The following is a 13,162-nucleotide window of genomic DNA, read 5'->3' as shown; positions in this document are numbered from 1 at the left end:
TGAGATGCTGAACGAGTGCATTTCATCTTCTTTTATCTTACTACGAATCACGGGTCTCGTCATTAAAGAGAGAGGTTTGTTTTGGAGTCAGCCCCTCATATTCTATGCCGGAGAGCTCTAGCAGCCGGCGTGCATTCGGAGCCGCGTGACGCTCGGAATTGTTATTAAAGATCATGTACACGTCGCTGCTTTCTTTCTGCAGTCGTTCTGCCCGTGCCTGCCATTCCTGAAGCTCTGTATCAGAATAGTTATAGCGATAACGCACCTTCCGCCATTCCTGACCGCGTGCCGGCTTCAGCCAGGCGTTCTTATCACGTCCGTGCAGACGGATCAGCGTTTTGGAAGACGTAGTCGCTTCCTCCACGATTGGTACCGACCCGCCTTCAATCTGCGGTTCATCTACCACCGAATGAATCCAGTCTTCATTTTTCATGAATTCGAGCGTTTTTTCCCGAAACTCCGGATGGAACCATGATTCATGCCGGAATTCAAGGGCGCAGGGAAATTCGTGCAGCTGGTCTCTTAAATAGCGAAGATAGTCCACGTTTTCCCGATTGCACTCAAACCAGGGTGGAAACTGGCAAAGCACCATCGCTAATTTGCCTGCTTCTTTCATCGGGCGCACTGACAGAGCGTACTGTTCGAACATTTCCTGCTTTGATTCATATTTACTCGGACCCCGCTGGTGCCCGGTCATCTCCTGATAGGCTTTCATAATAAACCGGAACGAATCCGGCGTCTCCCGCAGCCATTTATCGATATTTTTCTTGGGCTGGATCGCGTAGAAGGAGGAATCCACTTCTACTGTCGGGAAATATTTGCTGTATTCTTTCAGCTTGTCTGTTTGCTTTAATCCTTTCGGATAGAGAGAGTCATGATCCCCCCAGCCGGTTAATCCAACGTATATCATCATTTATTCACCTCTCTGTTCTTTTCACGTTCTTCTTTAAAATAAAACAAAAAAACTGCCCTTTTCAGAGCAGTAATAGCTCTTCCAAGGACAGTTTCCCCTGTTTCGTACTGGACTCGGAAATTAACCGATCGAGCCTTCCATTTCAAAGCTGATCAAGCGGTTCATTTCTACGGCATATTCCATTGGCAGTTCTTTTGTAAACGGCTCAATGAAGCCCATAACGATCATTTCAGTTGCTTCCTGTTCACCAACGCCGCGGCTCATCAGATAGAAGAGCTGCTCTTCTGATACTTTGGAAACCGTTGCTTCGTGCTCAAGAGCAATATTGTTGTTATAAATTTCGTTGTACGGAATGGTATCCGAAGTGGATTCATTATCCATAATCAACGTATCACATTCGATTTTCGATTTGGAACCGTCAGACTTACGTCCGAAGTTCGCAATGCCGCGGTACGTTACTTTTCCGCCCTGTTTCGAAATAGATTTCGAAACGATAGTGGAGGAACAGTTAGGAGCCAGGTGCATTACCTTCGCGCCTGCGTCCTGATGCTGGCCGCGGCCGGCGATAGCGATGGAAAGAACAGTACCTTTCGCACCTTCACCGCGCATAATAATCGATGGATATTTCATCGTCAGTTTAGAACCGATGTTACCGTCAACCCATTCCATCGTAGCGCCTGCGTCTGCAACCGCCCGTTTAGTTACGAGGTTGTAAACGTTTGGAGCCCAGTTCTGGATAGTCGTATAACGGCAGTACGCGTCTTTCTTCACGATGATTTCAACAACGGCGCTGTGCAGGGAATCAGTGGAGTAGACCGGCGCGGTACAACCTTCCACATAGTGCACGGAGCTGCCTTCGTCTGCAATGATCAGCGTACGCTCAAACTGTCCCATGTTTTCCGAATTAATCCGGAAATAAGCCTGAAGCGGTGTTTCTACCTTTGCACCTTTTGGTACATAGATAAAGGAACCACCGGACCACACTGCAGAGTTTAGTGCCGAGAATTTGTTATCCGACGGCGGAATTACTTTGCCGAAGTGCTCGCGGAACAGCTCTTCGTTTTCTTTTACTGCAGTGTCAGTATCTTTAAACACGATTCCTTGCTCTTCAAGCTCTTTTTCCATGTTGTGGTATACAACTTCGGATTCGTACTGTGCTGATACCCCTGCCAGATACTTTTGCTCTGCTTCCGGAATACCGAGCTTGTCGAATGTGTTTTTGATTTCTTCCGGAACTTCATCCCAGGATTTTTCGGAACGCTCCGACGGTTTTACGTAGTACGTAATAGCGTCAAAGTCCAATCCGGAGAGATCGCCGCCCCATTGCGGCATTGGTTTTTTATAAAAAATTTCCAGAGATTTCAGACGGAAGTCAAGCATCCACTGAGGTTCTTCTTTAATTCTGGAGATTTCTTCTACAATTTCTTCTGTGAGGCCTTTACCAGAACGGAAAATGGAAACGTCTTTGTCATGAAAACCATACTGATAGTCTTCACCAATTTCCGGCATTTGTTTTGCCATATGAAAATACCTCCTTAGAGTCAGGAATGAACATAGCCATCCCCGCTGTGTTTCAAGTACGTTGCTGTATTATGAACGGTCTTCTTCTTCCACTAACCCTTTTTCCATGGCCTTCCACGCAAGTGTTGCGCATTTAATGCGGGCGGGAAACTTCGTAACGCCCTGCAGGGCTTCGATATCGCCAAGGTCGTATTTCGTATCGTCGATCTCTTCGCCCTGCATTAACTGCGAAAACATCTGCGCCATATCCAGTGCTTCTTCGACAGTGTGACCTTTTACGGCCTCCGTCATCATCGAAGCAGAGGATAAACTGATCGAGCAGCCTTCTCCAACAAATCTTGCATCGGAGATTTTTTCTTCTTCCACCTTCAGCTGAAGCTGGATGCGATCGCCGCATGTTGGGTTGTTCATGTTGACATGAAGTGTCTCTTCCTCCAGGTCACCTTTGTTTCTTGGATTTTTGTAGTGATCCATGATGACCTGGCGGTAAAGTGTATCTAAATTATGCGAAGACATCACCGAAATACTCCTTTACTCTTATTAACCCCTCTGCCAAAGCATCAATATCTTCTGTGGAGTTGTAAAGATAAAAACTGGCACGGGCGGTAGAGGCTACATCGAGCCACTTCATTAACGGCTGCGCACAATGATGGCCGGCGCGTACCGCAATGCCTTCTGCATCAAGAACGGTGGCGACATCATGTGGATGCACATCCTGTACATTAAACGTCATAATGCCTGTACGTTCTTTTGGTCCGTATACTTCCAGACCATCCACCGCCGATAATTGCTTGAGCGCGTATTGGCCGAGCTCTTTTTCGTGAGCAGCAATGTCATCCAGGCCTATCTCTTTCAGGAAATCAATTGCTGCTCCTAGACCAATAGCACCAGCAATGATCGGTGTGCCCCCTTCAAACTTCCACGGGGTTTCTTTCCATGTTGAATCATAAAGCCCGACAAAGTCAATCATTTCGCCGCCAAATTCCACCGGTTCCATATTTTCCAGAAGAGATTTTCTGCCATAAAGAACACCGATCCCTGTCGGGCCGCCCATTTTGTGTCCGGAGAAGGCGTAAAAGTCCACGTCCAGGTCCTGCACGTCCACCGTCATGTGCGGGACGCTCTGGGCACCGTCTACGACGATGATCGCTCCGTGTTCATGGGCGATAGCGGCAATATCTTTAATGGGGTCCACCGTGCCAAGTACGTTTGAGACGTGACTGACGGCAACAATTTTTGTTTTTTCGGAAACAGCTTTGCGTACATTTTCTGCCGTCACCGTTCCGTCTGCTTCAAGCTCCACATACCGGAGATGGGCTCCGTTACGTTTTGCTGCCTGCTGCCACGGAATAAGATTGGAATGATGTTCTTTTTCTGTCAGGACGATTTCATCGCCTTCCTGCAGATGAGCATCTCCGTAGCTTGAAGCCACCGTGTTAATGCCGACTGTCGTGCCGCGGTTGAAAATGATCTGCTGGGAGGAGGGGGCATTGATGAAGGCACGGACTTTTTCCCGGGCTCCTTCGTATTCATCCGTCGCCATGCTTCCAAGTGTATGCACCCCGCGGTGGACATTGGAATTATAGCGGCGGTAGTAATCATTAACCGCTTCAATGACCTGCAGCGGTTTTTGGGAAGTAGCCGCCGAGTCAAGATAGACCAGCGGGCTTCCGTTTACTTCCTGCTGCAGTATAGGAAACTGTTCACGAATGGCTTTTACATCCATTAGTATACTTTCCTTTCAATTACCTCCGTCAGACGATCTTTCACAGCTTGAATTGGCAGTGCGTCCACTACTGGAGCGAGGAAGCCATGAATAATCAGCCGTTCTGCTTCTGTTTGCGGAATCCCGCGGCTCATCATGTAATAAAGCTGAACCGGGTCAACGCGGCCGACAGAAGCTGCGTGGCCGGCTGTAACATCGTCTTCATCGATAAGGAGAATTGGGTTCGCGTCGCCACGTGCACGTTCACTGAGCATAAGCACACGCTCGGTTTGCTCTCCGTTAGCTTTTGTTGCCCCGTGCTCAATCTTATTAACGCCGTTAAAGATAGCAGAAGCTTTGTCTTTCATAACACCGTGAGTCAAAATCTGGCCATCCGTATTTTTACCAAACTGGATAATATGGGCCCAGAAGTTCTGGCTCTGCTCTCCACGGCCAATAGCCACGGATTTTTTATCAGAAGTCGAACCATCGCCTACAAGTGCAGTCGTGTTGTCCGATACTGTATTTCCTTCATTCATCTGGCCAAGTGCCCAGTCGATGCTTGCGTCCTTAAGTGCGTAGCCGCGGCGGTTAGTGTAAACCGTGGTCGCCTTCTCTAAGTGATCCACGCCGCCAAAGGAAACGTTCGCGCCTTCTTCGGCATAAACTTCTGCAATTGCATTAACTACAGAAGGCGTTTCGGTATCATAAGAAACGTAGTTCTCAAGATACGTCACTTCACTGTTTGCTTCTGCTACAATAACTACGTGGTTGAACAGCCCCATATCGGCCTGCTCCAGCCAATAGATTGCTTGAAGCGGCGCTTCCACTTTTACATTTTTCGGCACATAGATGAATGTCCCCCCGTTCATCAGAGCTACGTTGAGCGCTGTGAAGCGATGCTCATCCACCTGTACGGCATTGCCCATGAAATAACGTTCGAGCAGATCGCCGTGCTCGATGGCCGCCGTTGCGATATCTGTGAAAATAACGCCCTGCTCTTCAAGCGTGCTGCTTGCTTCATACAAAACCGTCTGGCCGTCTCTTTGCACGAGAAGATTTTGCTCTGTGGCGTTTTTATCAATAAGTCCCTGCACTTGTTCATGCAGTTCGTCCGACGAGGAAAAGGTTTCTTTCGAAGTGCCCTGGTGCTCAAATTCGGTAAAGTTCCACGTTTTAATGTTCGTTTTTTCCGGTTTTGGCAGCTCCAGCTTTTCTGACAGGCGGCTTGCGCTCAGGCGCTGCTCCTTCAGCCATTGTGGTTCATTTTGGTTGTTCGAAAAATCTTCGACATATTTTTCGTCGTATTTCCAAGTAGTATCTATAGACATCATTTCGCCTCCCCTGCTGTTAAAATTATTCCTGTGGTTCTCCAACGCGTTCGTTTTCAATGCCGAGTTCTTCTTTAATCCACTCATAGCCTTCGTTTTCAAGACGCTGGGCCAATTCGGCGCCGCCGGATTTAACAATACGTCCCTGCATCATAACGTGCACTTTATCCGGAGTGATGTAGTTCAAGAGGCGTTGATAGTGAGTGATGATTAAGCAGCCAAAGTCCGGGCTTTTCATGTCGTTTACGCCTTTGGAAACGACTTTGAGCGCGTCGATATCAAGACCGGAATCGATTTCGTCCAGGATAGCGATTTTTGGTTCCATCATAAGAAGCTGAAGAATTTCATTACGCTTTTTCTCACCGCCGGAGAAACCTTCGTTTAAATAACGCTGGGAGAACGATTCGTCAATTTCAAGCATGTTCATTTTTTCATCCATCTGGCGGATAAATTTCATCAGCTGGATTTCATTGCCTTCGCCGCGCTTAGCGTTAATGGCCGAACGCATAAAGTCAGAGTTCGTTACACCGCTCACTTCACTTGGATACTGCATTGCGAGAAAAAGACCTGCTCTTGCGCGCTCGTCGACTTCCATGTCGAGAACGTCTTCTCCGTCAAGAGTGATAGTTCCTTTAGTAATTTCATACTTCGGATGGCCCATCACTGCAGAAGCAAGCGTGGATTTCCCTGTTCCGTTTGGTCCCATGATTGCGTGAATTTCTCCGCCGTTCATTTCCAGATCGAAACCTTTAATGATTTCAGTACCTTCAATTTCTACGTGCAAATTCTCAATTTTCAAATTCGGCGTTGCCATTTTGCATACCTCCATATTTTGGAATCAAGCGGAAACCGCTGTTTTTTCTCTATTTATTATAATTATTATTTTATAACAAATATAAACTGACTTCAAGCAAACTCGCTTCATCTCCCGATACATTTCATTTTTAAGCTGCTGTATGATAATAAAACGCATAGGAAATAAATGAGAATTCCTTGGCTTTATTCTCAATAAAAGCATTCATACAAAAAGGAGGGCGCCTATACAAACATTTGCAGGAACGACCCTCCTTGTTCAATGCTTTCCTTCATTCACCCTTACAGTATACCAAACCTCAGTGAGAAGTAAAAAAAGAAAAACTCTTTCAATGGAGATTCTCTTTTAGTTCTACTTAATACAAAAGACCGGACTTAGTCAACAAGTCCGGCCTGTCCGCTATTATTGCTCGGCAGGAATAACAGCTCCATCGTATTCTTCTTCAATAAATTGCTGTGTTTCTTCCGATTGCAATACCTCCACGAGCGTCTGAATCGTTTCATTATCTTCATCCTCTGCCCTCGCCGCTACCACATTGACATACGGATTGTCTTCCGGGCTTTCAAGCGCAATGGCATCTTCCTGTGGATTCAGGTCGGCATCAATCGCGTAGTTGGAGTTAATAAACACTGCATCCCCCTCGCCATTATTGTACACTTGCGGAAGTGTAGCCGCATCAATGTCCGCCTGGAACTGCAGATTTTTCGGATTTTCAGCAATATCCTCCACAGTTGCTTCCACACCGGCCCCTTCTTCAAGCGTAAGCATGCCTTCCTGTTCAAGCATCTGAAGGATCCGGCCGTGGTCTGCGACCGAGTTGCTCATAATTATTTCAGCCCCATCAGGAAGGGCATCAAGGCTGTCGTATTCCTGGGAATAAACACCGATAGGTTCTATGTGAATACCGCCCATGTTAACAAAATCATAGTTTTCGTTTTCTTCCATTTGATCTTCAAGATACGGAATATGCTGAAAATAGTTTGCATCAATTTCTTCCGAAGCCAACGCTTCGTTTGGAACAATATAGTCGTTGAAGGTTTCAATTTCAAGCTCGATATTTTCTTCTTCAAGCTGATCTTCGGCAAATTCCAGAATTTCGGCATGCGGTACACTCGTAGCCCCTACGGTAAGTGTTTGCGTGTCTTCTCCGGAACCGTCTCCTGATTCTGAATCAGATCCGCATGCTGCAAGTACCGCCGTGGAAAGTAATGAAACTCCAAGTAGTGTTTTCTTCATGAAAAATTCCCCCATTAATATAATATTTATCGTTTATCTATCTGTCTCGTCCAAATATCGCCCACCCACTGTAGAATGAAGACAATAACCAAAATCAGGACTGTAGCAACAAACACCACGTCATTGTTGCTTCGCTGGAACCCTTCCTGATACGCAAGGTTCCCGAGACCGCCCCCGCCTACAACACCGGCCATGGCGGTGTAGCTGACCAGCGTGATGCCTGTCACCGTGATCCCGGAAATTAAGGATGGCAAGGCTTCAGGCAGAAGCACCTTTTGGATGATCTGCCACTGGGTCGCCCCCATTGCCTGCGAAGCTTCAATAACGCCCTTATCTACTTCTCTCAAGCCAATTTCCACCAGACGGGCATAGAAAGGAGCTGCACCGATAATCAGCGCTGGCAGCGCTGCACTCGGCCCGAGCATCGTGCCAATTAAAAAGGTTGTGAATGGAATAAGCAGAATGATTAGAATAATAAACGGAATCGAACGAAAAATATTGACGATCGCCGCTGTCACCGTATGCACCGGCTTGTTTTCCCACATGTTTCCCTTATCCGTTAAATACAGCAGAACGCCTAGTATTGTTCCGAGTAAAAACGTTGCTGCTACCGCGATCAAGCTCATATATACAGTTTCCCACGTAGCAATCCACATATTTTCCCAATTAATTTCTTCCATCCAGGTGCTAAGCATGCTCCATCACCTCCGCTTCTATTTCTTCTTCACGGAGGTAGTCCAGCGCTTTTTCGATTTCCTCATGGCTGCCTTTGATGCGGATGAAAAGAGAGCCATAACTGCCGCGCTGCGTCTGGGAAATTTTTCCCTGAATAATGTTCACATCCACATCAAACTGGCGGATGACTTTGGAAATGAACGGCTGCTCAGCCTTGTTTTCCAAAAACTTCAGCTGTACCACTGCCCCGGTTTCTTCTTCATTAAATACAATTTCCGAGGCATCTTCCTCCGGCTCCGTAATCTGGCGCACGAATTCTTTTGTCATATGCTCCTGGGGCTTTCGGAAGACCTGGAGCACAGGCCCTTCTTCAACGACTCTGCCGTTTTCCATCACTGCCACCCGGTGGCAGATTTTACGGATTACGTGCATTTCGTGCGTGATCAGCACAATGGTTAAACCGAGCTTTTTATTAATATCAGTCAGCAGAGCGAGAATAGAATCCGTTGTTTTTGGATCCAGGGCCGACGTCGCTTCATCGCACAGCAGCACCTTTGGGTTGTTAGCAAGAGCCCTTGCAATGCCAACCCGCTGCTTCTGGCCGCCGCTCAGCTGGGAAGGATAGGAATCTTCCCGGCCTTCAAGGCCGACAAGGTTCACCAGCTCCTGCACCCGTTTGTTTCGTTCCTGCTTTGACTGCTTTGCAATTTCGAGTGGAAACGCAATGTTTTCTGCTACTGTCCGCGACCACAGCAGGTTAAAGTGTTGAAACACCATTCCTATCTCCTGGCGGGCGCTGCGAAGAGACTGCCCTTTTAAGGAGGTAATGCTCTCTCCCTCGATGGTTACTTCACCGCTCGTTGCGGTTTCGAGCTTATTTAACAGCCTTACAAGCGTACTTTTACCTGCGCCGCTGTAGCCGATAATGCCAAAGATCTCTCCTTCATCAATAGAAAGGCTGACGTTATCTACGGCAGTAACGGTTTGGGTTTTTGTTTGAAAGGCCTTGGACAAACCTTTTAATTGAATCATACCGCTCTCTCCTTCATCGTCCTTCTTTATCTTCATTAAAGAGATGTAAATAGTAGGTTTTAAATCTTCACAGTTCCGGCAAATGTTCTCTTTCCACCTCGAACCATAAAGAAAAAACCTTTCTGCACACGAGCAGAAAGGTTTTTAAGAATCCTTTCCACTCATCTTGCAGACATATGCCTGCAGGAATTGGCACCATGTCTGCTTATGCAGACTGGTTGCCGGGTTTCACAGGGCCAGCCCCTCCACCTCTCTTGATAAGTGAACGATGATTATCCGTTCATATTTGACGATGCTATTGATAATAGCACCTTTTCCTATAAGCGTCAACTGTTGGTGTCGTGCTGAAAAGGGTGAAAACGATCAGTATTAAAGCTCTTCAAAAAAAGAAGCTGCCTGTTTACAGGCCAGCTTCTATGTAGATCAGTATTAATCGTCGCTTACCATGTCCGAATACTGAGCCGGAGACATTAGATCATCCAGTTCGCTTTCATTGGAAGGCTCTACAACGATCATCCAAGCTTTTTCATACGGCGATTCATTAACGAATTCCGGAGAATCATCCAGGTCTTCGTTAATTTCTACGACTTTCCCTGTGACCGGGGCATAAAGCTCCGATACCGTTTTTACAGACTCTACACTTCCAAATGGTTCACCTGCTTCAAGCTCATCCCCAACCTCTGGAAGCTCTACGAATACAATATCGCCAAGCTCTGATTGGGCAAAATCCGTGACCCCAACGCGAAGACGTCCGTCTTCTTTTTTCACCCATTCATGTTCTTCTGAATACAAAAGTTCATCTGGCACACTCATGCATAATCATCCTCCTTCAAATGAATACTAATACGCTTTCCACTTTTCCTCAAAAACTGGTTCCTTAAACCCAAGGGTAACACTCTCGCCATCTGTCACGACAGGTCTTTTTATGAGCATTCCATCAGAGGAGAGCCATTCCAGAATTTCTTCTTCGGACGCTTTCGGCAGACGGCTCTTCAAGTCCATCTCCCTGTACTTTTTTCCGCTTGTGTTAAAAAACTGTTTCCATTCGAGCCCTTCCTGCTCTTTCCACTTCTTTAGTTCTTCCTTAGAAGGCGGATGGTCTACAATATGATACTCGTTAAAAGGGATCTCTTCTGTTTCAAGCCACTTTTTAGCTTTGCGGCATGTATCGCACGGGGGATATCCATAAAAAGTAAGTGCCAATGCCAGGCCTCCTCACACGCTTTCTTTCCTCTAATTGTAGCGGAATCTTTCCAGGTTGGAAAGTTTCATTTTGTTTTTAACTGCCAAGGGAAGCTGTTAAGACTTGTTCGAGTGAACGGCTGAATTCAAAAGCAAGGGAGGTATGCATTTCCTGAAGCTGTTTGGCCTGGCGCGGGAGGATGCCGGCCACGATGACTTTAGTGCCCATCAAGGTGAGCGCTTCAAAGGTGCTGCGCAGTTCCTTCATCCCCTCTTCGTCCACCTCTCCCACCCCGGTAAAATCAAAAATTGTCTTTTCGTACTCCCCCCGGTGCCAGGCATGGACAACTTTTTCTGCGATTAGTGACACTTTCTGCTCGTTAATATCGCCGTGAAGGGGCACAAGGGCCATATCTTTTGTAATTTCAATAAACGGAGCGGACAGGCGGTAATTTTCCTTAATGACGGCTTCCATCGTTTCTTTTTCTTCAAGCAGTTCTGTATTCGTCTCCCGAAGGCGGTCGCGAAGACGTTCGAGCTTGCCTGAGACATTGCTGTAGCTTTGATCCTTTGGCACAAGCAGCACGTGGATGTGCAGATCGTTGCTTTTTTCCGTGTATACATCCATCACAGTGGAGACACGGTCTTCGTCGATAAAAATCAACTCTACGCCATTTTCTTCAGGCGTATCTTGAAACAGCCGTTTTGCCTTTTCCCAGCTTCCTTCATCCAGCCACTCATAAAAATATTCCTTATGGCCAAAACGACTCCGCGCGGAAGAAGACATATAAATGATTTTGTAATGCTTATCTATTTGTACGTAAGGAAGCGGCAGAGCCTCAGGACTGAGATCTGGCATAGGTGCCTCCCTCCTCTTCTCCTTCGATCCAACGCTCGAGCGTACGCAGCCCATCCATCCGGATAACTTCCCCGGAAAATAGTTCACCTACATCGCGTTCTCTTGCCATCTTGCCGCCGAGGAGGACCGCCGGCTTTTCTTTCAGAGCAGTAAAGGTCTCAATGTAGGAAAATAACGAAGGAAGACGATACGAGAGGGCTGCCGACATGGCGACTGCCTGCGGCTGCCATTTTTCTGCAAAAGCGAGCGCCTGCTCAGCTGGCAGATTTGGTCCGAGATACTTCACCGACCAGCCGCGTGCCCGAAAAATGGAGGCCGCCATTCTTAAGCCTAAATAGTGCTGCTCTTCCGCTACACCGAAAAGAAGTGCTTTTGGAGCATCTGGTGAGGGCTGCTTTTCTTCCCTTCGCTCCAGTCGGGAAAGCAGAAAATCACATGTCGCCGTTGCCAGGTGCTCATCTGCGACCGATATTTTATTCTCCTGCCAGAGTTCTCCAACATGATACATAGCAGGTGTCAGCAGATCTTCATAGATCCCGGTTAACGTCATGTGCTTATTTACTTTTTGGATTTCCTGCCAGGCCTCTTCATCGAGTCCATCGAGCATCATGCCTGCCAGATCTTCCGGTCGTATTATCATTAATTGTCACCTTATTTCTGAATGTTTTCTTCAAGCTGCTCAATGCCCTCCGTAAGACATTCCGTAAAAAAGAGCCGCTCCTCTTTAGCCGCATAAAGAGGGAAGATTGCTCTCAAACGCTTATAGTTATCAATAATGATGGCAGTAGATACTCCCCGCTCGTTTAAAACTGACTCCAGCCACGCTGTGTAATCCAGAAAAAAAGAGCGGTCCGAAAGAGCATAGGAGGTTTCAAGATGTTTGAGATGGTGATGATTATCTTCTTCTGTTTTCTCCCTCCCTCTCTCTTTGAACCTGTCCCAAAGCCAGGGATGAGCTTTATATATTTCTTCAGAGACGTGCTGAACAATTTTTTCTTTTTCCTCCGGCGTCATTCTGCCACCACCTGGTACTGGTGAACTTCCGGCACAATGCCTGCAAGCTCCTGATCCGGATAGTTTTTCTCCATTTCATGTATTTCTTTAAATTCTTTACTCCGTACCCAGTTCAAATACATTTCCTTAGATGTCCATACCATGTAGACCGTTAATTCACCGGGCTTTTTTTCATTCTGCAGAAGCTGAAACTTCAGAAACCCTTCTGCCTTGTCCACCCGTCGCGATCTTTTTTCATATATTGCAATAACCTCGGCCGCTTTTTCTTCCGGGACTCTAAATGTGGACGTAACAATGTGCATACCAGTGTCCTCCTATATCGACTTTTCAATGCTTAATATTGTATCAATCCTGAAAGGGGAACGCCAATGCCAAATCTCCCGGCACAACAGCAAGTATAAAAGCATATACTAAGTGGTTTGAATATGATGTTATCGCTTAAAAAAATAAAATTTTTTTAATATGAGTCCATTACGCATCAAATCCGGCTTAGAACTTTTCCTGCTTATTTAATTATTAAAAATTTTCCGTTTCTAATGTTTATTCCTTTTTAAGCCGGGAATGTGTCTGATTGACTGAGGTTTTAATCCCTTGGTTAAAATATAAAGGAGGTATTTTGAACAATGGCAGTCGATAAATATCCATCCAGACAGGGCGACCATAAGGAAATCATGGACCGGAAGGACCCGGTAGTACACGGGAGCGCCGGATATGATGGCCCGCTGCAGCAGAAGGAACTGGACTTTTACGACGAGAACGGCTACCTCATGCTCCAGAAGCTGTTCACCGACGAGGAAGTCGACATGATGAAGCGCGAGCTCCGGGAGACGATGAAGCGCAACGAAGAGCGCGACGCGCCGGACGTGATCAAGGAGCCGAA

Annotated in this window: 15 protein-coding genes, 1 pseudogene and 1 riboswitch; of the genes and pseudogenes, 1 reads left to right on the top strand and 15 read right to left on the bottom strand. The window is 46.7% G+C overall.

All coding sequences use genetic code 11. The features are described 5' to 3' along the window. Positions 1–40: 40 nt before the first annotated feature. The 15 genes from CHL76_RS12700 to CHL76_RS12630 form a co-directional block, all read right to left on the bottom strand. Complete coding sequence (locus CHL76_RS12700) at positions 41–910, bottom strand: DUF72 domain-containing protein (protein ID WP_079476996.1); 870 nt, start codon at positions 908–910, stop codon at positions 41–43. Between the two features lie 123 nt (positions 911–1,033). Continuing rightward, positions 1,034–2,434: a Fe-S cluster assembly protein SufB gene (sufB, locus tag CHL76_RS12695; RefSeq protein WP_079475544.1), complete on the bottom strand. Its 1,401-nt coding sequence runs from the start codon at positions 2,432–2,434 to the stop codon at positions 1,034–1,036. 69 nt (positions 2,435–2,503) lie between these two features. Next, the gene (gene sufU, locus CHL76_RS12690) at positions 2,504–2,950 is read right to left on the bottom strand and encodes a Fe-S cluster assembly sulfur transfer protein SufU (RefSeq protein ID WP_079475543.1); all 447 of its coding nucleotides are present in this window, start codon (positions 2,948–2,950) and stop codon (positions 2,504–2,506) included. Beyond that, complete coding sequence (locus tag CHL76_RS12685; protein WP_079475542.1) at positions 2,937–4,160, bottom strand: cysteine desulfurase; 1,224 nt, start codon at positions 4,158–4,160, stop codon at positions 2,937–2,939. The genes sufU and CHL76_RS12685 overlap by 14 nt, the downstream gene beginning before the upstream one ends. After that, a complete protein-coding gene (gene sufD, locus CHL76_RS12680) occupies positions 4,160–5,470 on the bottom strand; it encodes a Fe-S cluster assembly protein SufD (protein WP_079475541.1) in 1,311 nt (436 codons plus the stop codon). The genes CHL76_RS12685 and sufD overlap by 1 nt, the downstream gene beginning before the upstream one ends. Before the next feature lie 25 nt (positions 5,471–5,495). Then, positions 5,496–6,284 carry a Fe-S cluster assembly ATPase SufC gene (gene sufC, locus CHL76_RS12675; RefSeq protein WP_022793930.1) on the bottom strand — a complete coding sequence of 263 codons (789 nt, stop codon included), beginning with the start codon at positions 6,282–6,284 and terminating at the stop codon, positions 5,496–5,498. 402 nt (positions 6,285–6,686) lie between these two features. After that, positions 6,687–7,520 carry a MetQ/NlpA family ABC transporter substrate-binding protein gene (locus CHL76_RS12670; RefSeq protein ID WP_079475540.1) on the bottom strand — a complete coding sequence of 278 codons (834 nt, stop codon included), beginning with the start codon at positions 7,518–7,520 and terminating at the stop codon, positions 6,687–6,689. A 26-nt stretch (positions 7,521–7,546) separates the two neighbouring features. Continuing rightward, positions 7,547–8,215 carry a methionine ABC transporter permease gene (locus CHL76_RS12665; RefSeq protein WP_079475539.1) on the bottom strand — a complete coding sequence of 223 codons (669 nt, stop codon included), beginning with the start codon at positions 8,213–8,215 and terminating at the stop codon, positions 7,547–7,549. Continuing rightward, positions 8,208–9,227, bottom strand: a complete 1,020-nt coding sequence (locus tag CHL76_RS12660; protein WP_079475538.1) for a methionine ABC transporter ATP-binding protein — start codon at positions 9,225–9,227, stop codon at positions 8,208–8,210. The genes CHL76_RS12665 and CHL76_RS12660 overlap by 8 nt, the downstream gene beginning before the upstream one ends. A gap of 158 nt (positions 9,228–9,385) precedes the next feature. Beyond that, positions 9,386–9,491, bottom strand: a riboswitch (SAM riboswitch). Positions 9,492–9,656: 165 nt separating this feature from the next. After that, the gene (gcvH, locus tag CHL76_RS12655) at positions 9,657–10,040 is read right to left on the bottom strand and encodes a glycine cleavage system protein GcvH (protein ID WP_079475537.1); all 384 of its coding nucleotides are present in this window, start codon (positions 10,038–10,040) and stop codon (positions 9,657–9,659) included. A gap of 27 nt (positions 10,041–10,067) precedes the next feature. Continuing rightward, positions 10,068–10,430: an arsenate reductase family protein gene (locus CHL76_RS12650; RefSeq protein WP_094908769.1), complete on the bottom strand. Its 363-nt coding sequence runs from the start codon at positions 10,428–10,430 to the stop codon at positions 10,068–10,070. Between the two features lie 76 nt (positions 10,431–10,506). Further along, a complete protein-coding gene (locus CHL76_RS12645; protein ID WP_094908768.1) occupies positions 10,507–11,268 on the bottom strand; it encodes an STAS domain-containing protein in 762 nt (253 codons plus the stop codon). Further along, positions 11,249–11,908, bottom strand: coding sequence for a cobalamin B12-binding domain-containing protein (locus tag CHL76_RS12640; RefSeq protein ID WP_094908767.1), 660 nt, complete (start codon positions 11,906–11,908; stop codon positions 11,249–11,251). The genes CHL76_RS12645 and CHL76_RS12640 overlap by 20 nt, the downstream gene beginning before the upstream one ends. A gap of 11 nt (positions 11,909–11,919) precedes the next feature. Then, positions 11,920–12,282 carry a hypothetical protein gene (locus CHL76_RS12635; RefSeq protein WP_079475533.1) on the bottom strand — a complete coding sequence of 121 codons (363 nt, stop codon included), beginning with the start codon at positions 12,280–12,282 and terminating at the stop codon, positions 11,920–11,922. After that, complete coding sequence (locus CHL76_RS12630) at positions 12,279–12,584, bottom strand: antibiotic biosynthesis monooxygenase family protein (RefSeq protein WP_094908766.1); 306 nt, start codon at positions 12,582–12,584, stop codon at positions 12,279–12,281. Before CHL76_RS12630 ends, CHL76_RS12635 begins: the two co-directional genes overlap by 4 nt. Before the next feature lie 321 nt (positions 12,585–12,905). Between CHL76_RS12630 and CHL76_RS12625 the strand changes: the two are divergent. After that, positions 12,906–13,162: pseudogene (locus tag CHL76_RS12625) on the top strand (ectoine hydroxylase); the annotation flags it as partial.

The sequence above is a fragment of the Marinococcus halophilus genome, assembly GCF_002265875.1.
Taxonomy (GTDB): Bacteria; Bacillota; Bacilli; order Bacillales; family Marinococcaceae; genus Marinococcus; species Marinococcus halophilus.
Note: the sequence above shows the minus strand (reverse complement) of the source record. Positions and strands in the feature narration are given on the sequence as shown.

Coding starts and splice junctions, on each gene's coding strand:
- CHL76_RS12645 (WP_094908768.1), bottom strand. CDS start 11,268: ATGCCAGATCTCAGTCCTGAGGCTCTGCCGCTTCCTTACGTACAAATA.
- CHL76_RS12670 (WP_079475540.1), bottom strand. CDS start 7,520: ATGAAGAAAACACTACTTGGAGTTTCATTACTTTCCACGGCGGTACTT.
- CHL76_RS12700 (WP_079476996.1), bottom strand. CDS start 910: ATGATATACGTTGGATTAACCGGCTGGGGGGATCATGACTCTCTCTAT.
- sufD (WP_079475541.1), bottom strand. CDS start 5,470: ATGTCTATAGATACTACTTGGAAATACGACGAAAAATATGTCGAAGAT.
- sufC (WP_022793930.1), bottom strand. CDS start 6,284: ATGGCAACGCCGAATTTGAAAATTGAGAATTTGCACGTAGAAATTGAA.
- CHL76_RS12630 (WP_094908766.1), bottom strand. CDS start 12,584: ATGCACATTGTTACGTCCACATTTAGAGTCCCGGAAGAAAAAGCGGCC.
- gcvH (WP_079475537.1), bottom strand. CDS start 10,040: ATGAGTGTGCCAGATGAACTTTTGTATTCAGAAGAACATGAATGGGTG.
- CHL76_RS12660 (WP_079475538.1), bottom strand. CDS start 9,227: ATGATTCAATTAAAAGGTTTGTCCAAGGCCTTTCAAACAAAAACCCAA.
- CHL76_RS12635 (WP_079475533.1), bottom strand. CDS start 12,282: ATGACGCCGGAGGAAAAAGAAAAAATTGTTCAGCACGTCTCTGAAGAA.
- sufU (WP_079475543.1), bottom strand. CDS start 2,950: ATGTCTTCGCATAATTTAGATACACTTTACCGCCAGGTCATCATGGAT.
- CHL76_RS12665 (WP_079475539.1), bottom strand. CDS start 8,215: ATGCTTAGCACCTGGATGGAAGAAATTAATTGGGAAAATATGTGGATT.
- CHL76_RS12685 (WP_079475542.1), bottom strand. CDS start 4,160: ATGGATGTAAAAGCCATTCGTGAACAGTTTCCTATACTGCAGCAGGAA.
- sufB (WP_079475544.1), bottom strand. CDS start 2,434: ATGGCAAAACAAATGCCGGAAATTGGTGAAGACTATCAGTATGGTTTT.
- CHL76_RS12640 (WP_094908767.1), bottom strand. CDS start 11,908: ATGATAATACGACCGGAAGATCTGGCAGGCATGATGCTCGATGGACTC.